The sequence below is a fragment of the Streptococcus jiangnanensis genome (assembly GCF_040888325.1).
In the GTDB taxonomy this organism is placed as follows: domain Bacteria; phylum Bacillota; class Bacilli; order Lactobacillales; family Streptococcaceae; genus Streptococcus; species Streptococcus jiangnanensis.
In genome coordinates this window covers 194,451-216,768 of sequence record NZ_JBFNFF010000003.1, presented here as the reverse complement: position 1 = coordinate 216,768, position 22,318 = coordinate 194,451, and the positions used below count along the sequence as shown (strand labels likewise).

Sequence of the window (22,318 nt, the reverse complement as noted above, 5' to 3'; positions counted from 1 at the left end):
CATATCTATTTGGTAAGTTATTATAAAATACTGAATAAATACCATAGAAGTAAGTCTTTTTCTAGAGATTTTTATATGTAAAACTGCATATAACTCCTATCTTTATTATACTTCGTTTGGTATAAATATATCTAAATTTACATTTAAAACTATTATATAATATTAATTTTTTATTTCCTTCCTTCCTTCCTTCCTTCCTTTGAAAAATAAAGAATTTACAACTAAGAAGAGAAGAAGTTTGTAACTGATGATATTGAAAAGAAAGTGCAGAGTTACTTCAATATCCAACTTAAAATGGTATAATAGTAGTAAAACGAAAGCAAGGAGGAGAAGAAATGATTGCACAGCTCGACACCAAGACTGTTTATAGTTTTATGGAAAGTGTGGTTTCGATTGAAAAATATGTACAAATGGCTAAAGAATACGGCTATTCTCACCTTGCTATCATGGATGTGGATAATCTCTATGGAGCCTATCATTTTCTAGAAGCAACTCGTAAGCATGGCATTCAACCTTTAATTGGTTTAGAAATGACCTTGGTCAAAGATGAGGAGAATCTCTCTCTACGTTTTCTAGCCCTATCCACTAAAGGTTATCAAGAGTTGATGAAGTTATCCACTTTAAAAATGACTGGACGGAAAAATTGGTCTGACTTCACCTCCCACCTCGAAGATGTTGCTATTATTGTTCCCTATTTTAATGGGGTCGAACAGCTGGATTTGGAGCATGATTATTTTATCGGTGTCAGTCCAGATACTCCTCAAGAAGTCTTTACTAGGCCCATTCTTCCACTCTATCAAGTCAATTCTTTTGAAAAAGAAGATATTCAAGTTTTACAAATCTTGTCAGCAGTCAAGGACAATGTCAGTCTGAGAGAAGTGGATGTACATTCACAACAAGGGATTTTTTTACCTGCCTCAGACTTGGAAGCACGGTTTAAAAATCGCTTCCCTCAGGCGCTTGCCAATCTCCAAGGTCTGATAGAGAATGTAAGCTATCAAATCGACCCAAGTTTAAAACTTCCCCGCTTTAATCCTGAAAGACCAGCGGTCGAAGAACTTAGAGAGAGAGCTGAGCAAGGCTTGAGTGACAAGGAGTTAACCTCAGCTATTTATCATGAGCGACTGAATGAGGAATTGGCTGTGATTCATGATATGGGCTTTGACGATTATTTCCTTGTAGTTTGGGATTTGCTCCGTTTTGGACGTTCCCAAGGATATTATATGGGAATGGGGCGTGGTTCTGCGGTTGGTAGTCTGGTGGCTTACTCACTGGATATTACAGGAATTGATCCGGTTGAAAAGAACTTGATTTTCGAACGCTTTTTAAATCGTGAGCGATACACCATGCCTGATATTGATATCGACATCCCTGATCTTTATAGGCCGGAGTTCATTCGCTATGTTCGTGATCGGTATGGTAGTCAACATGTGGCACAGATTGTTACCTATTCGACTTTTGGAGCAAAACAGGCAATTCGTGATGTTTTCAAACGTTATGGTGTCCCTGAGTACGAATTAACCAATATTACGAAAAAAATCAGTTTTCGAGATACGCTAACGACAGCCTATGAAAAGAATTTACAGTTTAGGCAGGTCATCAATAGCAAAATGGAATATCAAAAAGCTTTTGAGATTGCTCGAAAGATTGAAGGTTATCCTCGTCAGACCTCTATCCATGCGGCAGGAGTTGTTATGAGTGACCAAGACCTGACAGACTATATTCCACTTAAATACGGTGAGGATATGCTGATCACCCAGTATGATTCACATGGTGTTGAAGCCAATGGACTTCTAAAAATGGATTTCCTAGGTCTTCGTAACTTAACTTTTGTCCAAAAAATGCAGGAATTATTGGCTGAGTCAGAAGGTGTTCATCTGAAAATCGAAGAGATTGATTTGGAAGACAAGGCAACTCTGGGCCTCTTTGCTGCTGGAAATACCAAGGGGATTTTCCAATTTGAACAACCTGGCGCCATTCGACTCTTGAAACGAGTTCAGCCGCAAGTCTTTGAAGAGGTAGTAGCCACAACCTCACTCAACAGACCGGGGGCAAGTGATTATATTGATAATTTTGTCGCTCGTAAGCATGGTAAAGAAAAGGTGACGGTGTTAGACCCTGCCTTAGAAGACATCCTTTCATCAACCTACGGTATTATGCTCTATCAAGAGCAGGTCATGCAGGTAGCTCAACGCTTTGGAGGATTCAGTCTTGGTAAAGCCGACATTCTCAGACGAGCCATGGGGAAGAAAAATGCCAAAGAGATGCATCTGATGAAGGAAGATTTTATCACAGGAGCTATGAAATTGGGGCATACAGAAGAAAAGGCCAACCAAGTTTTTGCAGTGATGGAAAAGTTTGCAGGTTATGGATTTAACCGATCCCACGCTTATGCCTACTCAGCACTGGCATTCCAACTAGCTTATTTCAAGACACACTATCCTGCTATTTTCTTTCAAGTTATGTTGAACTATTCTAGCAGTGATTACATTGTAGATGCATTGCAGATGGGCTTTGAAGTAGCTCCCTTAGCAATCAACAGCATTCCCTATCATGATAAAATTGCTAAGAAGAAAATCTATCTTGGTCTAAAAGCCATTAAGGGAATGCCAAGAGATTTGTCTTACTGGATTATTGAAAATCGTCCTTTCTCAAGCATTGAAGATTTTGTCACACGTCTTCCCAAGAATTACAAGAAATTGTCGCTTTTGACGCCTTTGGTTGAACTAGGACTTTTTGATGAATTTGACAAGAATCGCCAGAAAATCTTAGTGAACCTACCAAACTTATTTGTCTTTGTTGAGGAATTAGGTGGACTTTTTGCAGATACAAATTATAGTTGGACTGAAGCTGATGATTTTACGGAAGCAGAGAAATTTTACAAAGAGCAGGAACTGATTGGGGTAGGTATCAGTCTCCATCCTCTCCAAACTCTTGCCAAACAAGCCCTATATCCGACGACGCCAATCGCTAATCTAACCGAGGGAACTCAAGCCACTCTCTTAGTTGAAGTGCAAAAGATTAAAGTGATTCGAACCAAGAAAGGCGAGAGTATGGCTTTTCTACAGGTTCATGATAGTAAGTCTCGGATGGATGTAACTGTATTTTCAGACCAGTATCGAAAATTCGCTTCCATCTTATCTGAGGGTAAATTCTACTACATCAATGGCAAAGTTCAATCCCGAGATGGTCGTCTGCAAATGATTGCACAAGATTTGAAAGAAGCAGTGGCGGAACGATTCTGGATTCAAGTTAAAAATCATGAAAATGATAAAGAGATTTCAAATATTCTAGAACAATACAAAGGCCCAATCCCTGTCATTATCAGGTATGAAGAGGAACAAAAAACGGTTGTTTCTACTCAACATTTTGTAAAAAAAGATTCTGCTCTAGAGGAAAAATTAGAGGGAATTGCTATGAAAACGATTTATCGCTAAAAATACGGAAAATAGAAGAATTTTCCAATTAAATGTGGTATAATCAGTAAGAATGTTAAAAGAAAAAGGAGCATAACCAAATGAAACGTATTGCTGTTTTAACCAGTGGTGGAGACGCCCCTGGTATGAATGCTGCCATCCGTGCGGTAGTTCGCCAAGCAATCTCAGAAGGAATGGAAGTTTTTGGTATCTATGATGGATACGCAGGTATGGTTGCCGGTGAAATTTATCCACTTGATGCTGCTTCAGTAGGAGACATCATTTCACGTGGTGGTACTTTCCTTCACTCTGCTCGTTACCCTGAGTTTGCACAACTTGAAGGCCAACTTAAAGGGATTGAGCAGTTGAAAAAACACGGTATCGAAGGAGTCGTAGTTATCGGTGGAGACGGTTCTTATCACGGAGCTATGCGCTTGACGGAGCATGGATTCCCTGCTATTGGGCTTCCAGGTACAATCGATAACGATATCGTAGGTACTGATTTCACAATTGGATTTGATACTGCAGTTACGACTGCAATGGATGCGATTGATAAGATTCGTGATACATCATCAAGTCACCGTCGTACTTTCGTTGTTGAAGTAATGGGACGTAACGCTGGTGATATCGCTCTTTGGGCTGGTATCGCAACTGGTGCTGATGAAATTATCATCCCTGAGGAAGGCTTCAAGATGGAAGATATCGTAGCTAGTATCAAAGCTGGTTATGAGCACGGTAAAAAACACAACATTATCGTTTTGGCAGAAGGTGTTATGTCAGCAGCTGAATTTGGTCAAAAACTAAAAGAAGCAGGAGACACTAGTGACCTTCGTGTAACAGAACTTGGTCACATCCAACGTGGTGGATCACCAACTGCGCGTGACCGTGTATTGGCATCACGTATGGGGGCACACGCTGTTAAACTCCTTAAACAAGGAATCGGTGGTGTCGCTGTTGGTATCCGTAACGAAAAAATGGTTGAGAATCCAATCCTTGGTACAGCAGAAGAAGGAGCTTTGTTTAGCTTAACTGCAGAAGGTAAGATTATTGTTAACAACCCTCATAAAGCTGATCTTGAACTTTCTGCTTTGAACAAGAGCTTGTCCTAATCAACTTTCATTAATTTGGTAACATGACCATAAAAGGTCGAATTATATAAAGGAGTCACAAAAATCATGAACAAACGTGTAAAAATCGTTGCAACTTTAGGTCCTGCGGTTGAAATCCGTGGTGGTAAAAAATTCGGTGAAGACGGATACTGGGGTGAAAAACTTGACGTTGAAGCTTCAGCTCAAAATATTGCTAAATTGATTGAAGCAGGAGCAAACGCTTTCCGTTTCAACTTCTCACACGGTGACCACCAAGAACAAGGTGAGCGTATGGCAACTGTTAAACTTGCTGAAAAACTTGCAGGTAAAAAAGTTGGTTTCCTTCTTGATACTAAAGGACCTGAAATCCGTACAGAATTGTTTGAAGGTGACGCAAAAGAGTACTCATACAAAACTGGTGAAAAAATCCGTGTTGCAACTAAACAAGGAATCAAATCAACTCGTGATGTGATTGCTTTGAACGTTGCTGGTGCCCTTGATATCTACGATGATGTTGAAGTTGGTCACCAAGTTTTGGTTGACGATGGTAAATTGGGTCTTCGTGTTTTCGCAAAAGACGATGCAACTCGTGAATTTGAAGTAGTCGTTGAAAATGACGGTATCATTGCTAAGCAAAAAGGTGTTAACATCCCTAACACTAAAATTCCTTTCCCAGCACTTGCTGAACGTGATAACGATGATATCCGTTTCGGTCTTGAGCAAGGTATTAACTTCATCGCGATCTCATTCGTACGTACTGCGAAAGACGTGAACGAAGTTCGTGCAATCTGTGAAGAAACTGGAAACGGGCATGTTCAATTGTTCGCGAAAATCGAAAACCAACAAGGTATTGATAACTTGGATGAAATCATTGAAGCTGCTGATGGTATCATGATCGCCCGTGGTGACATGGGTATTGAAGTACCATTCGAAATGGTTCCAGTTTACCAAAAAATGATTATCACAAAAGTAAATGCAGCTGGTAAAGTCGCTATCACAGCAACAAACATGCTTGAAACTATGACTGAAAAACCACGTGCAACGCGTTCAGAAGTATCAGACGTGTTTAACGCTGTTATCGACGGAACTGACGCTACAATGCTTTCAGGTGAGTCTGCAAATGGTAAATATCCACTTGAGTCAGTTACTACGATGGCAACTATTGACAAAAATGCTCAAACTCTTTTAAAAGAATACGGTCGCTTGTCGTCTGTTAACTTGTCACGTAATTCTAAGACTGAGGTTATGGCTTCAGCTGTTAAGGATGCGACAAACTCTATGAATATCAAGTTGGTGGTTACTCTTACTAAGACAGGTCACACTGCTCGTTTGATTTCTAAATACCGTCCAGATGCTGATATCTTGGCAATCACTTTCGATGAATTGACTCAGCGTGGTTTGATGCTTAACTGGGGAGTTATCCCAGTAACAACTGATCGCCCATCAAACACTGATGATATGTTTGATCTCGCTGAAAGAATTGCAGTTGAGCAAGGTTTGGTAGAATCTGGTGATGATATTGTTATCGTTGCAGGTGTACCACTTGGCGAAGCTGTTCGTACAAACACAATGCGTATCCGTACAGTACGTTAATCTAACACAAAAACCTATCATTTCAGACTGAAAAGCTTGAGTGATAGGTCTTTTTTTATCAAAATGGAATGGTATTTAGTAAATAGGAATGGGAAAAAACTGAAAATTATGGTATAATAGAATGAAAAGACCTTTTTAGTAAATTTTGAAAGAGTAAAACATGAGAAAAATTGTCATCAATGGTGGACGTCCATTGCAAGGTGAGATCACCATTAGTGGTGCTAAAAATAGTGTTGTAGCGCTTATTCCAGCTATTATCTTATCAGATGATATTGTCACTTTAGATTGTGTTCCAGATATTTCAGACGTTGCTAGTCTTGTCGAAATCATGGAAATTATGGGGGCGTCTGTTAAGCGTTATGACGATGTCTTGGAGATTGATCCAAGAGGCGTTCAAAACATTCCAATGCCATATGGCAAGATTAATAGCTTGCGTGCTTCTTATTATTTCTACGGAAGTCTTTTAGGTCGCTTTGGTGAAGCTACAGTTGGACTTCCTGGCGGATGTGATCTAGGGCCTCGTCCGATTGACCTTCACTTAAAAGCCTTTGAAGCCATGGGTGCTAAGGTCAGCTATGAGGGAGATAATATGAATTTATCTGCCCAAGGTAAGGGGCTTCATGGCGCAAGTATTTACATGGATACTGTCAGCGTTGGAGCAACGATTAACACTATGATTGCTGCGGTTAAAGCTAAGGGACGCACTGTCATTGAAAATGCGGCTCGTGAACCGGAAATTATCGATGTTGCTACCCTTTTGAACAACATGGGGGCCCATATTCGTGGTGCAGGGACTGATATTATCATTATTGATGGTGTCGAGAAACTTCATGGAACGCGTCATCAGGTTATCCCAGACCGTATCGAAGCTGGAACCTATATTTCACTTGCTGCAGCGGTAGGAAAAGGAATTCGTATTAACAACGTTCTCTATGAGCACTTAGAAGGCTTTATCGCCAAACTAGAGGAAATGGGCGTTCGTATGACGGTCTCAGAAGACAGCATCTTCGTTGAAGAACAGTCCGATTTGAAGGCCATCAATATCAAAACTGCACCCTATCCTGGGTTTGCAACTGATTTGCAACAGCCTATCACGCCACTTTTACTAACTGCTCAAGGTCGTGGAACCATTATTGATACGATTTATGAGAAACGTGTTAATCATGTCTTTGAATTAGCGAAAATGGATGCGGATATTACGACTACAAACGATCACATTATCTACAACGGTGGTCGTAAGTTACACGGGGCAAGTGTAAAAGCTACAGACTTGCGAGCTGGTGCTGCACTTGTCATCGCTGGCTTAATGGCTCAAGGCCAGACTGAAATTACGAATATTGAGTTTATCCTTCGTGGCTACTCAGATATTATTGAAAAATTGCGTAGTCTTGGAGCGGATATTACACTCGTTGAAGACTAAGCCGTTGAGGTGATTATGAATATTTGGACCAAATTAGCAATGTTTTCTTTTTTTGAAACGGAGCGCTTGTATTTGCGTCCTTTCTTTTTTAGTGACAGTCAAGCGTTTTTCGAGATTGCTTCAAACCCTGAGAATTTGCAGTTTATTTTTCCCAGTCAAGCAAGTTTGGAAGAAAGTCAGTACGCACTTGCTAACTATTTTATGAAGGCTCCTCTAGGTGTTTGGGCAATTTGTCTCCAAGGAAATCAGGAAATGATTGGCTCCATTAAATTTGAAAAAATCGATGAAATCAAAAAAGAAGCAGAAATTGGTTATTTCTTAAAAAAAGATGCTTGGTCGCAAGGTTTTATGACAGAGGCTGTTAGCAAACTCTGTCACCTTTCTTTTGAAGAATTTGGTTTAAAACAATTATCCATCATCACTCATCTGGAGAATCAAGCTAGCCAAAAAGTAGCCTTAAAATCGGGATTTAGTCTCTTCCGACAGTTTAAGGGGAGCGATCGCTATACACGAAAAATGAGGGACTATCTTGAATTTCGTTACGTAAAAGGAGAGTTCAATGAGTAAACACCAGGAAATTTTGTCTTATCTGGAAGAGTTACCAATTGGGAAGAGAGTTAGTGTTCGTAGTATTTCAAATCACCTAGGTGTTAGTGACGGAACAGCCTACCGAGCTATCAAAGAAGCTGAAAATCGTGGAATTGTTGAAACTCGGCCACGTAGTGGAACCATACGAGTCAAGTCCCAGAAAGTGGCTATTGAGCGGCTTACCTATGCTGAAATCGCTGAGGTCACCTCATCTGAAGTTTTAGCTGGTCAGGAAGGGTTGGAGAGAGAGTTTAGCAAATTCTCCATTGGAGCTATGACAGAGCAAAATATCCTGTCCTATCTCCATGATGGTGGTCTTTTGATCGTAGGAGACCGCACTCGCATTCAACTTTTAGCCTTGGAAAATGAAAATGCAGTCCTTGTAACAGGTGGTTTTCATGTGCAGGACGATGTTCTTGAGTTGGCTAATAAAAAAGGGATTCCAGTTCTAAGAAGTAAACATGACACTTTTACAGTAGCGACCATGATTAACAAAGCCCTCTCAAATGTTCAAATCAAAACCGATATTCTGACAGTCGAAAAGCTCTATCGTCCCAGTCATGAGTATGGTTTTTTGAGAGAAACAGATACGGTCAAAGATTATCTAGACTTGGTCCGTAAGAACAGAAGTAGTCGTTTCCCAGTCATTAACCAACACCAAGTGGTTGTTGGAGTTGTTACCATGCGTGACGCAGGAGACAAGTCTCCCAGTACAACGATTGACAAGGTGATGACACGAAGTATCTTCGTAACAGGTTTAGCGACCAATATTGCCAATGTCAGTCAACGGATGATTGCAGAAGACTTTGAGATGGTTCCCGTTGTCAGAAGTAACCAAACCTTACTCGGTGTCGTAACACGACGAGATGTCATGGAAAAGATGAGTCGTTCCCAAGTTTCAGCTTTGCCGACTTTCTCCGAGCAAATCGGGCAAAAACTCTCTTATCATCATGATGAGGTCGTCATTACTGTTGAGCCTTTCATGTTGGAGAAAAATGGGGTCCTTGCTAATGGAGTCTTGGCTGAAATCCTCAACCATATGACCCAAGACCTCGTTGTCAATAGCGGACGTAATCTCATCATTGAACAGATGTTGATTTATTTCTTGCAGGCTGTACAGATAGATGATACTCTGCGGATTCAGGCTCGGATTATTCACCACACGAGACGCTCAGCTATTATTGATTATGATATTTATCATGGTCATCAGATTGTTTCAAAAGCAAATGTTACGGTTAAAATTAATTAGAATCTAGGAGAAAAAATGATAACTTTAAAATCAGCACGTGAAATCGAAGCCATGGACAAGGCTGGTGATTTCCTAGCAAGTATCCATATCGGCTTACGTGATTTGATTAAGCCAGGCGTGGATATGTGGGAAGTTGAAGAGTACGTTCGTCGTCGTTGTAAAGAGGAAAATTTCCTTCCTCTACAGATTGGAGTAGATGGTGCAGTCATGGATTACCCCTATGCCACTTGTTGCTCTCTCAACGACGAAGTAGCTCACGCTTTTCCACGTCATTACATCTTGAAAGATGGCGATTTGCTCAAGGTTGATATGGTACTGGGAGGTCCGATTGCCAAATCCGACCTTAATGTATCTAAACTCAACTTCAACAATGTTGAGCAAATGAAAAAATACACCCAAAGTTATACTGGTGGTTTAGCAGACTCATGTTGGGCTTATGCGGTTGGTACACCGTCTGAAGAAGTGAAAAACCTGATGGACGTGACCAAGGAAGCTATGTATAAAGGAATTGAGCAAGCAGTTGTTGGCAATCGTATCGGTGATATCGGTGCAGCCATTCAAGAATACGCTGAAAGTCGCGGTTATGGTGTCGTTCGTGATTTGGTTGGTCATGGTGTTGGTCCAACTATGCACGAGGAGCCAATGGTTCCTAACTACGGTATTGCAGGCCGTGGACTCCGTCTCCGTGAAGGAATGGTACTAACCATTGAACCCATGATCAATACTGGTGACTGGGAAATTGATACAGATATGAAGACTGGCTGGGCTCATAAAACCATCGATGGCGGCCTATCTTGTCAATATGAACACCAGTTTGTGATTACCAAAGACGGTCCTGTTATCTTGACTAGTCAAGGTGAAGAAGGAACGTATTAAAATAAAGGAGCTTAGCTCCTTTTTTGTGTCAAATTTAGTCAAAATAAATAAGCGTAGCAGATTTCTTACAAATTTATCCTTTTGTAGTAAAATAGGATTAGAATTTTGAGAAAGTAGGTAATTCGTTGGAGTCGATTATATTTCTAGTATCTGTTTTTTTAGCAGGTATCCTGTCCTTCTTTTCACCCTGCATCTTTCCTTTGCTACCTGTCTATGCTGGTATTTTACTGGATGATCAGGGAAATTCGAAAAGCTTTCGCTTTTTTGGAAGAGACATTGCATGGTCTGGTTTAATTCGAACCTTGTGCTTTATTGCAGGAATCTCCCTCATTTTCTTTATTTTAGGATTTGGAGCTGGATTCCTAGGGCACATGCTCTATGCAGACTGGTTTCGTTATGCTATGGGAATAGTCATTATTCTTTTAGGGCTTCACCAGATGGAAATCTTACATTTCAATAAACTGGAGGTTCAAAAGACAGTCACCTTCAAACAATCCAAGTCTAATCACTATCTGTCAGCCTTTTTACTTGGGATAACCTTTAGTTTTGGTTGGACCCCTTGTATCGGACCAGTCTTAAGTTCAGTCTTGGCCCTAGCAGCTTCAGGTGGCAATGGTGCTTGGCAAGGTGCCGTGTTAACATTAGTATACACATTGGGAATGGCCCTTCCTTTCATTGTTTTGGCCTTGGCTTCGGGCTGGATTATGCCCTATTTTAGTAAATTAAAACCTCATATGATCCTACTAAAGAAAATCGGGGGAGCTTTGATTATTTTGATGGGATTATTATTAATGCTAGGGCAATTAAATGCCTTGTCAGGAATTCTTGGATAATTGGATAAAAGGAGAAAAAATGAAAAAAATTATTTTTGCTGGATTGAGCCTCATGTCTCTATTCTTGTTGATTGCCTGTGGTGAAAAAGAAACCAAACAGACAAGCAGTCCCAAACAACCTGCTGTACAACAAATCGCAGTCGGTAAAGATGCACCAGACTTTACCTTGCAGTCTATGGATGGCAAAGAAGTGAAGTTATCAGACTATAAAGGGAAAAAGGTCTATTTGAAATTCTGGGCTTCTTGGTGTGGACCATGTAAAAAAAGCATGCCTGAGCTGATGGAATTAGCTGCCAAACAAGATCGAGACTTTGAAATCTTGAGTGTCATTGCACCTGGTCTCCAAGGTGAAAAAACAGTTCAAGACTTTCCAAAATGGTACCAAGAACAAGGCTACAAGGATATTCCAGTTCTATATGATACGCAAGCAACTACCTTCCAAGCCTACCAAATTCGTAGTATTCCAACGGAATACTTGATTGACAGTCAAGGTAAAATCGGAAAAATCCAATTTGGTGCTATTAGCAATGCTGATGCAGAAGCGGCTTTTAAAGAAATGAAATAAAGAAAAAATCGCGATTATTCGCGATTTTTTTATAGTTTTTCATTGATAAAGCGGATAAATTGATTCCACCAAACCTTCAAAAAGAAGGCTTTTTCTACTTTCTTTTCAGAAACCATTTCAAAAGATGGTTTGTCGGAAGTGAGATAGCCCTGTCCGACCAAATCCTGGTCATCATAGGTTAGAGTACCAACAACCTTTCCTTCTTCTAGTGGAGCCATTTCTGATGTTGATTTCTGTGTGAATTGGAGAGCTGGTGTAGTACCGCTTCCGATGCGTTGGACGATGGAAATGTCTGACTTAGCGACAGCTGTCACATTATCTTCTTTACCATCCAGAACTGTTACTTTACTATCATTGTATGCTTCACCTTTCTGAACGACGGTTTTTAAGGCAAAGTTTGCAGAAATATAATCTAAAAGTGCTGAAGTAGCAGTAAAACGTGCATAAGGGTTGGTATCTTGTTGATCTGCATTTAAAACAACTGTAATAATACGCATCCCTTTTTCAACAGTTGTTCCCACGAATGAAGCACCAGCTTTATCAGTAGTACCTGTCTTTAGTCCATCAATACCACCACGATAGGCTGGCATTCCCTCCAACATATAGTTGGTTGAGTGGATTTCAAGTCCTGCAAAGGTAGAAGTTGGTTTTTTGGTGATTTCCAAAACTTGAGGATAATCTCGGATGAGGTTACGAGCGACGATTGCAACATCGTAGGCACTCAACTTGTTTTCATCGTCTTTTTTAGAACCAGGATAGATATTATCGCCAAGGGTCTCATTATTTAAACCAGTAGTGTTTACAATAGTTGCATCTTGAATTCCCCATTCAAGAAGTTTAGCCCTCATCTTGTCTACAAAGTCTTTCTCAGAACCAGCAATCTTTTCTGCTAGTGCAATCGCAGCACTGTTCGCGCTGGATACCATTGTAGCCTCTAATAGCTGTTCAACAGTATAATTTCGAGCTTCCATAGGGACGTTACTCGCCTCAGAATTAGTTGTAAGTTTGTAAGGATAGTCCGAAATATCAACAGGTGTAGATAGGCTGATAGTTCCTTGTTCCAGAGCTTCATAGACCAGATAAACTGTAACCAGTTTTGTAATAGAAGCAATTTCTACAGGCTGATTTGCATCTTTTTCATAGAGGATTTTTCCAGTCGTAGCCTCGACAGCAATAGCATGTTTAGCAGCAACATCAAACTCCTGAGCAGAAACAGTAGAAGCTGTTCCAAAAACCAAAAGTGTCATAAAAGATAAAATTATTTTTTTCATATTAGCTTTATTTTATCATAAAGAAAAAAAATATTCTCGCTTTTTTACTAAAGCCAACTTATCTTTTTCAGAAATGTGGTAAAATAGAGAGAAGGAGGATACCTATGTTCCGCAGAAACAAATTATTTTTTTGGACAGCTGAAATTTTATTATTAACACTGATTTTCTATCTTTGGAGAGAAATGGGAGCCATCATTACTCCCTTCGTGACAGTTGTGAATACCATCATGATTCCATTTTTGCTTGGTGGATTTTTTTACTACATTACAAATCCAGTCGTTACTTTCTTAGAAAAGAGATGTAAGATCAATCGTCTAATTGGTGTCTTGGTCACTCTTTGTGCCTTGATTGGTGCTATCGTTGTAGGGGTCGTTTATCTCTTGCCGATTTTGATTAATCAGTTGACCAGCTTGATTATTTCTAGTCAAAACATCTATAGTAGACTACAAGATTTGATCATCGATTTGTCCATGAATCCAGTCTTCCAAAATATTGATATTCAACAAACAATTCAACAACTGAATCTCTCCTATGTGGATATCCTCCAGAATATCCTGAATAGCGTCAGCAACAGTTTAGGAAGCGTTCTTTCAGCCTTGTTTAGTACGGTACTGATTCTCATTATGACCCCTGTATTCTTGATTTATTTCTTGTTGGATGGTCATAAGTTGCTACCAATGTTGGAACGTACCGTCTTAAAACATGACAAATTGAATCTTTCTAGCCTTTTAACCAATCTCAATACAACTATAGCGCGCTATATCAGTGGAATTGCGATTGATGCGGTTATTATTGGATGTTTAGCCTATATTGGCTATAGCGTTATCGGATTAAAGTACGCCCTAGTTTTTGCTATTTTCTCTGGAATCGCAAATTTGATTCCTTATGTTGGTCCAAGTATTGGCTTGATTCCAATGGTGATTGCCAATGTTTTCACAGATCCTCATCGTATGTTGATTGCAGTTGCTTATATGCTTATTATTCAACAGATTGATGGAAATGTTCTCTATCCACGCATCGTTGGAGGGGTTATGAAAGTGCATCCGATTACGATCTTGGTGCTCCTTTTACTGTCAAGTAATATCTACGGTGTCATAGGGATGGTCGTAGCAGTACCTACTTACTCCATTTTTAAAGAAATTACTAAGTTCCTAGCGAAATTATATGAAAATCATAAAGAAGCTAAGGAACTGGAAAAAACAGAATCAAATTAAAATCAGGGAGACCTGATTTTTTTGTTGAAAATACTATCTTCCAAACAAAATAAGTTTGAATTCATATTGTCATAAAGAAGCAGAAGAACAGGATTTGATAAGATTTAGATTAATTCACAAAATATGTGTAAAACACTTGCAATTTAGCAGAAATTTGATAAAATAGTAAGGAAAGTTAGACTGTATTGCCTACTGTCTATCTATAAAATATATTTTATTGGAGGCTTTTACTCAAATGGCAAAAGAAAAATACGATCGTAGTAAACCACACGTTAACATTGGTACTATTGGACACGTTGACCACGGTAAAACTACCCTAACTGCAGCTATCACAACTGTTTTGGCACGTCGCTTGCCTTCATCAGTTAACCAACCTAAAGACTATGCGTCTATCGATGCTGCTCCAGAAGAACGCGAACGTGGTATCACTATCAACACTGCACACGTTGAGTACGAAACTGAAAAACGTCACTACGCTCACATCGACGCTCCAGGACACGCGGACTACGTTAAAAACATGATCACTGGTGCTGCCCAAATGGACGGAGCTATCCTTGTAGTAGCTTCAACTGACGGACCAATGCCACAAACTCGTGAGCACATCCTTCTTTCACGTCAGGTTGGTGTTAAACACCTTATCGTCTTCATGAACAAAATTGACTTGGTTGACGACGAAGAATTGCTTGAATTGGTTGAAATGGAAATCCGTGACCTTCTTTCAGAATACGACTTCCCAGGTGACGATCTTCCAGTTATCCAAGGTTCAGCTCTTAAAGCTCTTGAAGGTGACTCTAAATACGAAGACATCATCATGGAATTGATGAACACTGTTGATGAGTACATTCCAGAACCAGAACGTGACACTGACAAACCATTGCTTCTTCCAGTCGAAGATGTATTCTCAATCACTGGACGTGGTACAGTTGCTTCAGGACGTATCGACCGTGGTACTGTTCGTGTCAACGACGAAATCGAAATCGTTGGTATCAAAGAAGAAACTCAAAAAGCAGTTGTTACTGGTGTTGAAATGTTCCGTAAACAACTTGACGAAGGTCTTGCCGGAGATAACGTAGGTGTCCTTCTTCGTGGTGTTCAACGTGACGAAATCGAACGTGGACAAGTTATCGCTAAACCAGGTTCAATCAACCCACACACTAAATTTAAAGGTGAAGTCTACATCCTTACTAAAGAAGAAGGTGGACGTCACACTCCATTCTTCAACAACTACCGTCCACAATTCTACTTCCGTACTACTGACGTTACAGGTTCAATCGAACTTCCTGCAGGTACTGAAATGGTAATGCCTGGTGATAACGTGACTATCGACGTTGAGTTGATCCACCCAATCGCCGTAGAACAAGGTACTACATTCTCTATCCGTGAGGGTGGACGTACTGTTGGTTCAGGTATGGTTACAGAAATCGAAGCTTAATTCGATTAAGTTCCCAGAAGAACAATTATTTAAGTCAGACACTAAAAGAATCTTGCCTTGCAAGGTTCTTTTTTTCTTTCTTCTTACTCTATTTGAAGTGCTTCTACTCTAGCAGTATAATCGTTTTTTTGGTATAATAAAAGTTATGGAAATCGAAAAAACCAATCGTATGAACGCTCTTTTTGAATTTTATGCGGCGCTTTTGACAGACAAGCAGATGAACTATATTGAACTCTATTATGCTGATGATTATAGTCTTGCTGAGATTGCTGAAGAGTTCGGTGTCAGTCGTCAGGCTGTCTATGATAATATCAAGCGGACGGAAAAGATTCTAGAAGATTATGAGATGAAACTGCACATGTATTCGGACTACATTGTCCGCAGTCAGATTTTTGACCAGATTTTGGAGCGTTATCCCAAGGATGACTTTCTGCAGGAGCAGATAGAAATTTTAACAAGCATTGATAATAGAGAATAAGAGGAAGAAAAATGGCATTTGAAAGTTTAACAGAACGTTTACAGAACGTCTTTAAAAATCTACGTAAAAAAGGAAAAATTTCTGAGGCTGATGTCCAGGAAGCAACCAAAGAGATTCGCTTGGCCTTGCTTGAAGCCGACGTTGCCTTGCCTGTTGTAAAGGACTTTATCAAGAAGGTTCGTGAACGTGCAGTCGGACACGAGGTCATTGATACCCTCAATCCAGCCCAACAGATTATCAAAATCGTTGATGAGGAATTGACAGCTGTTTTAGGTTCCGATACGGCAGAAATTATCAAGTCACCAAAAATTCCAACCATTATCATGATGGTCGGTTTGCAAGGGGCTGGTAAAACGACATTTGCTGGTAAGCTGGCTAATAAACTCAAGAAGGAAGAAAATGCACGTCCTTTGATGATTGCTGCGGATATTTACCGCCCAGCCGCCATCGACCAGTTGAAAACACTTGGACAGCAGATTGATGTTCCAGTCTTTGCTCTTGGAACAGAAGTACCAGCTGTTGAGATTGTTCGCCAAGGTTTGGAGCAAGCGCAAGCCAATCACAACGACTATGTCTTGATCGATACGGCAGGGCGTTTGCAGATTGATGAGCTTTTGATGAATGAGCTTCGTGACGTTAAGGCCTTAGCCCAACCAAACGAAATCCTCCTCGTCATTGATGCCATGATTGGTCAGGAAGCGGCTAATGTTGCCCGTGAGTTTAATGCTCAGTTGGAAGTAACTGGTGTCATCCTTACCAAGATTGATGGGGATACTCGTGGTGGTGCGGCTTTGTCTGTTCGCCACATCACTGGTAAACCTATCAAGTTCACTGGTACGGGTGAAAAGATTACAGATATCGAAACATTCCACCCAGACCGTATGTCAAGCCGTATCCTTGGTATGGGGGATATGCTGACCTTGATTGAGAAAGCCTCTCAAGAATACGATGAGCAAAAAGCTCTTGAAATGGCTGAGAAGATGCGTGAAAACACCTTTGATTTCAATGATTTCATTGATCAATTGGATCAGGTGCAAAATATGGGACCAATGGAAGACTTGCTCAAGATGATTCCAGGTATGGCCAACAATCCAGCACTTCAAAACATGAAGGTGGATGAGCGACAGATTGCGCGCAAACGTGCCATTGTGTCTTCCATGACACCTGAGGAGCGTGAAAATCCTGATCTGTTAAATCCAAGCCGTCGCCGTCGTATCGCTGCAGGTTCTGGAAATACCTTTGTTGAAGTCAATAAATTTATCAAAGACTTTAATCAGGCTAAACAGCTCATGCAAGGTGTCATGTCTGGGGATATGAACAAGATGATGAAGCAAATGGGAATCAATCCAAATAACCTTCCAAAAAATATGCCAAATATGGGAGGGATGGATATGTCTGCCCTTGAAGGCATGATGGGACAAGGTGGAATGCCGGATATGTCAGGTCTCGGAGGAGCAGGCATGCCAGATATGAGCCAGATGTTTGGTGGCGGACTCAAAGGTAAAATCGGTGAATTTGCTATGAAACAGTCTATGAAACGCATGGCCAACAAAATGAAAAAAGCGAAGAAAAAACGCAAATAAAAAAGGGAAGCAGAAGTGCTTTCCTTTTTGGTATAAAATATGTGCTTCCTATGATTAGGCAATTTTCTTAATTGAAAAATGACTAAATAGAAAGAGAGATTTCAAAGCCTTGCATCCATTCGGATTTTACTGTGATTTCGATTTTTAAAGCATCTGCTAATTGTTTGACCAGATAGAGGCCCATGCCTGTTGATTTTTTCCTTGTCTCTCCTGAATCACCTGTAAAACCTTTCTCAAAGATATGAGGGAAGTCACAAGCTTTAACTCCGCAGCCATTATCCCTAATAATCAGACTTGTACGTCCCTTGTCTTTTGATATATAAATATTGAGTTCTGGCTTGTCGGAGCTATATTTAATGGAGTTGGCTAGGATTTGAGAGAGGATAAATTCAAAACTGCGTTGATCGGTGTAGCAGATTCCTTGTATGTTTTCGACCTTAATCGTAAATTTCTTTTCTTTGAGCAAGGGATCAAAGTTTTCCAAAAGATCTTGGATACACTCTTCTAGGTCAAGGTATTCAAATAGAAAATCATTTTTCTCACTTTTCACCCTGTAGTAGAATAGGATCTGTGATACATTTTCTTGGATTTGCTTTTTTACATAGTCCAACTTAAAAGCTGTATCCTCAGGCAACTGGTCGCTTTGATTGTCCAAAAGGAGGGAAAGAAGCGACAGAGGGAGTTTAATCTCATGCGCCCATTTTTCAACATAGTCCTCATACTCGGCTAGTAATGAGTTGAGTTTTCCTATTTCAGCCTGCTTTTGATAAAGTGTATCTGCTATTTTTTCAATGCTTTCTTTTTCTGAGGCACTTGATAAATGCAATAATTCAAGCTCAGTATCCGTCTTGGGATTGGCTATGAAGGCTTTATAGGCAGATGATTTTTTTCTTTCTGTTCTTATAAGTAAGAATGATAGGATGAAAAAAAGCAGGACGGTGGCTAAAATATAGAGAAGGATGAGGGCTTGAAACATTCTCACATCTGAAAGCCAAAGCAGGACAGCTGTAAATAGATCAAATGCTAAGAGAACAAGTAACCAAGGCAGATAACTAGCTAGATATTTTAGATTATGTTTCATCTGGACTTACCTCTTTAAGCTTGTAACCAATACCTCTGACGGACTTGACTTGAAGGGCAATGCCAGCCTGTTTCATCACCTTTTTTAGCCTTGCAATGTTTACTTGTAGGGCATTTTCATCGATGAACTCAGTTGTATTCCACAGTTTCATACTTAGTTCTTCTTTTGTGACGACAGGAGCATTAGTAACCAATAAGGTTTCTAACAATTTCCCTTGATTTTGGGGGAGTAAAATCGAGTGTCCATTGATATAAAGGGTATAGGTCTGTCTATCCAGCAGAAAATTATCTTTTTCAAGTAGATTTTGTCTGCCTTCATAGCGTTTCAAGATATTTTCTATACGTGCCAAAAATCTTTCTTTCTTGAAAGGCTTTGTTAGATACTCATCTGCCCCTAATTTCAGGGCGTAAATCTCATCTTTTAGTTGTTCACGGGAGGTGAGAACCAATATGGGCACAGAGCGTTTGGACTTGAGATTTTTACAAATTTGAAAACCTGTTTCTCCCGGCAAATTCAAATCCAGTATGATTAAATCCGTATCGTATTGCAGTACTTGCTGGCTTGTATCTTTGAAGTCAGTCAACTTATCAACTTGATAACCCGTTTTCTCTAACAAAATAGCAATTTCATCTCGAATCAAGGCTTCATCTTCAATAACCAGAATATGCTTCATACCGGTTCCTCCTTTTCCTAATTTATTTTACCTTATTCATCTCTTTTAGGTTCCATTAAGGACAACAAGTACTTGTTGCTATTTTTCTTTACAATTCTTATATAGATGATTTCAAATCCAGTTAAGAGAAGTACTATCAGCATGGCTGTGATAAATTTCTGCCCCATAGCCATTCTTGCGCTAGCGGGTACTATTCCTGTGAGGAGGGAGCTCACTCCGAAGCTACTACTGATAAGTGCAAGGGCTATTGGCAGACCAAAATACCAATTGATTTGCTTTTCTGAAGATTTACAAAGAGTTTCGTAGTTTGCTCCAAGATGGATTAAGGTCTGGTATCGTCTGTAGGATTGTCTTTGTCCCATCAAAAACTGAACGCCGATGATTGTATTTGCGACAACAAGGAAGATGATAGCCAGATAGATGGTGACATAGCTGGCAGAGATAATGTAAAATAATTGTCTTCCCATATTTTGTATATAGCTTTCATAGCCAAGAGGACTTTGATTTAGCTTTTTATTGGTATCTGAGATAGCTTTCATCAGGCCTTTTTCCTTGACTAGCTCAGGAGCCAAGATACCACTAACATAATTTGAATACCTACCATCTGTATAGCTCATAAAGGTTTCATCTGGGACTATGAGGGCTACAGAAATGGTTATTTCACGATCCGTTACAATCGGTAAAGACTGAACCTCTCCAATCAATTTTACCTCATTCCCCATGACTTTGATTTGAGGCTTCGTCTTCAGAACAGAGTTGACGAGACTTTTATCTGGGAGAAAATCTTTCCCCATATACAAGTAGGCTTCATTGCTAGTTAATTCTAGAGGAGGGAGATTGGCAGCCTTTCTAAGTTCATTGTATTCGGAAACTGGTATGAGGTGGGAAGTGGTAGACTGTTTAAATCTTTGGAGCAAAATTTCCATGTTCTTGCTGCCTTTTTGCTTTTTCAACTCCTTGATGATCTCTTCGAAGGATACGGACTCGTGTTCTTTCGGTTTGCCGACTTTGATTTGTAGAATCTTTGAAAACTGTGATGCCAGTCCAGCTGCTTCAAGATCTTTTTTTACTGTATTTACATCAAGATTTTCATCTGTATCCTGCTTGCTATCTCTAAATGTATAATCCAATAAGTGGGTTTGATTGCCTGAATTGCCACTTGCAATGGCAACACCTGCTCCAAAGAGGCACAAGGCAGAGAAGATTAAGAGGGAGCAGATGGCCAGTATAGTTGAGCGCTGGATAACTAATTCCTGAATCTGTCTAAAATTATAAGTATGAAGTTTTCGATTGTTTCCAAGCTTGACCAAAAAGTCTATAAATAAACGCATACCAAAGAAGAGTAGGATAGTTCCCAGAGTTCCTAAGAGAACGGTGATGCCCATTGTTATGACATTTTCCCAAGCTCTTCCACTCATACCCATATAATAGGCTGTTCCAAGAAGTAAAATCCCTAGGACAGAAGCAAGAAGGTACACTCCCTTGGGGAGTAGTTTCTTCATCCCAGAAGGAGAATAGGCAAGCAGGTTTCCGATTTCCATATTGGCCGTCTTTGCACTTAAAAGGACAAAAACAGCTAATTTTACGGCTAGAAAGCCGATGACTGTATAGAGTAGAGCTGTAGTAGATAGAGAAAATTGATGTTCAATAATCCCTAGTCCCACAATTTTAGCGGTTATTAGGCTGATTAGTTCTGAAATCAAGATGGAAATAGGAAGGCCTATTCCAAGGGCAAGGACACTGTTTCTCAAATCCTCGAGCAGGAGTAGCAAGAACAGTCTGCTTCTTCGCATTCCCAGTGTGAGATAGACACCAAATTCATGTTTTCTTCTTTCCATCTGCATACTGCTTGCGAAGTAGACTAGAAAAAAGAGGATAAAGAGTGTTGCTACATAAAGAATCGGAATCATGCTAAAGAGTTTATTTACAGCGTCACTTTCTATTTGTTTTAGAAAGATCATCACATCGTGATGTGACAAAGAAAGGATGATGTAAAAGGAGATAATAGAAAGAATCATGGAACTGAAGTACAAGCCATTATTTTTTCGATCTCTCTTGCTATTTCTTGAGACTAATTTAGAAAACACTGCCATCACCTCCAGCTAGGGCTGCCATGACCTTTAGTATTCTGTGGTAGAAGTCTTCTTGACTTTCTCTTGGATAATCGCGACGGATTTCATGGAATAGTTTTCCGTCCTGGATAAACAAGATGCGGTTGCAAAAGCTGGCTGCGACTGAATCGTGGGTCACCATGAGAATGGTGGTTTCTTCCACTTGATTCATTTCGGATAATTTTTGCATCAAAATGGTCGCATTTTTTGAATCCAAAGCTCCTGTGGGCTCGTCCGCAAATACAATCTTAGGGTCTAAAATCAAAGCACGCGCAGCAGCTACCCTTTGCCGTTGACCACCTGATAATTGAGAAGGGAACTTATCCAGAAGTTCAGAAATATCCAGATATTGGGAAAGTAATTCTAACCGAACCTTGCTTTCGTCGGCATCGATCTTGTGCAAAGACAAGGGGAGTAAAATATTTTCTTTGGCTGTAAGATTGTCCAAGAGCTCAAAATTCTGGAAGAGATAGCCAATTTCCTTGCCTCTATAATCTGCTAATTGGCTCCCTTTTAACTGACCTAAATCTTTTTCTTGCATTTGAATAGATCCGTCAGTTGGCTTGATGATTGTGGCGAGACAGTTAAGAAGGGTTGTTTTCCCAGAACCGCTACTCCCCATAATTCCTAAGAACTCACCTTTTACAACTTGAAAAGATATGCCGTTCAAGGCCTTGGTGCTATTCGGCTCTTTTCCATAATGCTTTGTTAATGATTCTACTCGTAAAATTGTTTCCATGTGAAACACCTCCATCTTTTGTTACTTTCATTATAGTATGAATCAGAGTAGAATAACACTTACGGATGATGTAAGAAATCTTTATCGCTGACTTCTATGGTCAGTTTA

The 22,318-nt window shown here is 40.0% G+C and carries 18 protein-coding genes; 13 read left to right on the top strand and 5 right to left on the bottom strand.

The window, feature by feature from the left end:
* Positions 1-335 precede the first annotated feature (335 nt).
* The 9 genes from AB2B49_RS05515 to sdbB all read left to right on the top strand — a co-directional run bounded on the left by AB2B49_RS05515 (position 336) and on the right by sdbB (position 11,628).
* A complete protein-coding gene (locus tag AB2B49_RS05515; RefSeq protein WP_049505734.1) occupies positions 336-3,437 on the top strand; it encodes a DNA polymerase III subunit alpha in 3,102 nt (1,033 codons plus the stop codon).
* 80 nt (positions 3,438-3,517) lie between these two features.
* Complete coding sequence (gene pfkA, locus AB2B49_RS05510; protein ID WP_000820882.1) at positions 3,518-4,525, top strand: 6-phosphofructokinase; 1,008 nt, start codon at positions 3,518-3,520, stop codon at positions 4,523-4,525.
* A gap of 66 nt (positions 4,526-4,591) precedes the next feature.
* Positions 4,592-6,097: a pyruvate kinase gene (gene pyk, locus AB2B49_RS05505; protein WP_049505735.1), complete on the top strand. Its 1,506-nt coding sequence runs from the start codon at positions 4,592-4,594 to the stop codon at positions 6,095-6,097.
* 160 nt (positions 6,098-6,257) lie between these two features.
* Positions 6,258-7,517: a UDP-N-acetylglucosamine 1-carboxyvinyltransferase gene (locus tag AB2B49_RS05500; RefSeq protein ID WP_049505736.1), complete on the top strand. Its 1,260-nt coding sequence runs from the start codon at positions 6,258-6,260 to the stop codon at positions 7,515-7,517.
* 15 nt (positions 7,518-7,532) lie between these two features.
* Positions 7,533-8,084, top strand: a complete 552-nt coding sequence (locus AB2B49_RS05495) for a GNAT family N-acetyltransferase (RefSeq protein ID WP_049505737.1) — start codon at positions 7,533-7,535, stop codon at positions 8,082-8,084.
* Positions 8,077-9,354, top strand: a complete 1,278-nt coding sequence (spxR, locus tag AB2B49_RS05490) for a CBS-HotDog domain-containing transcription factor SpxR (RefSeq protein WP_000033809.1) — start codon at positions 8,077-8,079, stop codon at positions 9,352-9,354. The genes AB2B49_RS05495 and spxR overlap by 8 nt, the downstream gene beginning before the upstream one ends.
* A gap of 15 nt (positions 9,355-9,369) precedes the next feature.
* Positions 9,370-10,230 carry a methionyl aminopeptidase gene (locus AB2B49_RS05485; RefSeq protein ID WP_000631558.1) on the top strand — a complete coding sequence of 287 codons (861 nt, stop codon included), beginning with the start codon at positions 9,370-9,372 and terminating at the stop codon, positions 10,228-10,230.
* A 125-nt stretch (positions 10,231-10,355) separates the two neighbouring features.
* Positions 10,356-11,063 carry a thiol-disulfide oxidoreductase-associated membrane protein CcdA2 gene (gene ccdA2 / locus AB2B49_RS05480; protein WP_000443807.1) on the top strand — a complete coding sequence of 236 codons (708 nt, stop codon included), beginning with the start codon at positions 10,356-10,358 and terminating at the stop codon, positions 11,061-11,063.
* A 19-nt stretch (positions 11,064-11,082) separates the two neighbouring features.
* On the top strand, positions 11,083-11,628 hold the full coding sequence (gene sdbB / locus AB2B49_RS05475) for a thiol-disulfide oxidoreductase-associated lipoprotein SdbB (RefSeq protein WP_049505738.1): 546 nt from the start codon (positions 11,083-11,085) through the stop codon (positions 11,626-11,628).
* 29 nt (positions 11,629-11,657) lie between these two features.
* On the opposite strand, the gene pbp3 is transcribed toward sdbB, so the two are convergent.
* The gene (gene pbp3 / locus AB2B49_RS05470) at positions 11,658-12,899 is read right to left on the bottom strand and encodes a D-alanyl-D-alanine carboxypeptidase PBP3 (RefSeq protein WP_049505739.1); all 1,242 of its coding nucleotides are present in this window, start codon (positions 12,897-12,899) and stop codon (positions 11,658-11,660) included.
* Positions 12,900-13,003: 104 nt separating this feature from the next.
* Between pbp3 and AB2B49_RS05465 the strand changes: the two genes are divergently transcribed.
* The 4 genes from AB2B49_RS05465 (at position 13,004) to ffh (ending at position 17,606) form a co-directional block, all read left to right on the top strand.
* Entirely contained in the window at positions 13,004-14,113 is a 1,110-nt protein-coding gene (locus AB2B49_RS05465) for an AI-2E family transporter (protein ID WP_000489830.1), read from the top strand.
* A 235-nt stretch (positions 14,114-14,348) separates the two neighbouring features.
* On the top strand, positions 14,349-15,545 hold the full coding sequence (tuf, locus tag AB2B49_RS05460) for an elongation factor Tu (RefSeq protein ID WP_049505740.1): 1,197 nt from the start codon (positions 14,349-14,351) through the stop codon (positions 15,543-15,545).
* 145 nt (positions 15,546-15,690) lie between these two features.
* Positions 15,691-16,023: a putative DNA-binding protein gene (locus AB2B49_RS05455; RefSeq protein WP_000402066.1), complete on the top strand. Its 333-nt coding sequence runs from the start codon at positions 15,691-15,693 to the stop codon at positions 16,021-16,023.
* Positions 16,024-16,034: 11 nt separating this feature from the next.
* Positions 16,035-17,606, top strand: coding sequence for a signal recognition particle protein (gene ffh / locus AB2B49_RS05450; RefSeq protein WP_000863609.1), 1,572 nt, complete (start codon positions 16,035-16,037; stop codon positions 17,604-17,606).
* Positions 17,607-17,688: 82 nt separating this feature from the next.
* Here the strand turns inward: ffh and AB2B49_RS05445 are convergent, their stop codons facing one another.
* The 4 genes from AB2B49_RS05445 to AB2B49_RS05430 all read right to left on the bottom strand — a co-directional run bounded on the left by AB2B49_RS05445 (position 17,689) and on the right by AB2B49_RS05430 (position 22,210).
* On the bottom strand, positions 17,689-18,687 hold the full coding sequence (locus AB2B49_RS05445) for an ATP-binding protein (protein ID WP_049505741.1): 999 nt from the start codon (positions 18,685-18,687) through the stop codon (positions 17,689-17,691).
* Entirely contained in the window at positions 18,677-19,360 is a 684-nt protein-coding gene (locus AB2B49_RS05440) for a response regulator transcription factor (protein WP_049505742.1), read from the bottom strand. The genes AB2B49_RS05445 and AB2B49_RS05440 overlap by 11 nt, the downstream gene beginning before the upstream one ends.
* A 32-nt stretch (positions 19,361-19,392) precedes the next feature.
* Positions 19,393-21,270: an FtsX-like permease family protein gene (locus AB2B49_RS05435; RefSeq protein ID WP_320691987.1), complete on the bottom strand. Its 1,878-nt coding sequence runs from the start codon at positions 21,268-21,270 to the stop codon at positions 19,393-19,395.
* Between the two features lie 166 nt (positions 21,271-21,436).
* Complete coding sequence (locus tag AB2B49_RS05430) at positions 21,437-22,210, bottom strand: ABC transporter ATP-binding protein (RefSeq protein WP_049505743.1); 774 nt, start codon at positions 22,208-22,210, stop codon at positions 21,437-21,439.
* Positions 22,211-22,318 lie beyond the last annotated feature (108 nt).

Bases quoted from the DNA above. Each gene is read 5' to 3' on its own strand.
- AB2B49_RS05515 (WP_049505734.1), top strand. From the start codon at position 336: ATGATTGCACAGCTCGACACCAAGACTGTTTATAGTTTTATGGAAAGT.
- pfkA (WP_000820882.1), top strand. From the start codon at position 3,518: ATGAAACGTATTGCTGTTTTAACCAGTGGTGGAGACGCCCCTGGTATG.
- pyk (WP_049505735.1), top strand. From the start codon at position 4,592: ATGAACAAACGTGTAAAAATCGTTGCAACTTTAGGTCCTGCGGTTGAA.
- AB2B49_RS05500 (WP_049505736.1), top strand. From the start codon at position 6,258: ATGAGAAAAATTGTCATCAATGGTGGACGTCCATTGCAAGGTGAGATC.
- AB2B49_RS05495 (WP_049505737.1), top strand. From the start codon at position 7,533: ATGAATATTTGGACCAAATTAGCAATGTTTTCTTTTTTTGAAACGGAG.
- spxR (WP_000033809.1), top strand. From the start codon at position 8,077: ATGAGTAAACACCAGGAAATTTTGTCTTATCTGGAAGAGTTACCAATT.
- AB2B49_RS05485 (WP_000631558.1), top strand. From the start codon at position 9,370: ATGATAACTTTAAAATCAGCACGTGAAATCGAAGCCATGGACAAGGCT.
- sdbB (WP_049505738.1), top strand. From the start codon at position 11,083: ATGAAAAAAATTATTTTTGCTGGATTGAGCCTCATGTCTCTATTCTTG.
- pbp3 (WP_049505739.1), bottom strand. From the start codon at position 12,899: ATGAAAAAAATAATTTTATCTTTTATGACACTTTTGGTTTTTGGAACA.
- AB2B49_RS05465 (WP_000489830.1), top strand. From the start codon at position 13,004: ATGTTCCGCAGAAACAAATTATTTTTTTGGACAGCTGAAATTTTATTA.
- tuf (WP_049505740.1), top strand. From the start codon at position 14,349: ATGGCAAAAGAAAAATACGATCGTAGTAAACCACACGTTAACATTGGT.
- AB2B49_RS05455 (WP_000402066.1), top strand. From the start codon at position 15,691: ATGGAAATCGAAAAAACCAATCGTATGAACGCTCTTTTTGAATTTTAT.
- ffh (WP_000863609.1), top strand. From the start codon at position 16,035: ATGGCATTTGAAAGTTTAACAGAACGTTTACAGAACGTCTTTAAAAAT.
- AB2B49_RS05445 (WP_049505741.1), bottom strand. From the start codon at position 18,687: ATGAAACATAATCTAAAATATCTAGCTAGTTATCTGCCTTGGTTACTT.
- AB2B49_RS05440 (WP_049505742.1), bottom strand. From the start codon at position 19,360: ATGAAGCATATTCTGGTTATTGAAGATGAAGCCTTGATTCGAGATGAA.
- AB2B49_RS05435 (WP_320691987.1), bottom strand. From the start codon at position 21,270: ATGATTCCGATTCTTTATGTAGCAACACTCTTTATCCTCTTTTTTCTA.
- AB2B49_RS05430 (WP_049505743.1), bottom strand. From the start codon at position 22,210: ATGGAAACAATTTTACGAGTAGAATCATTAACAAAGCATTATGGAAAA.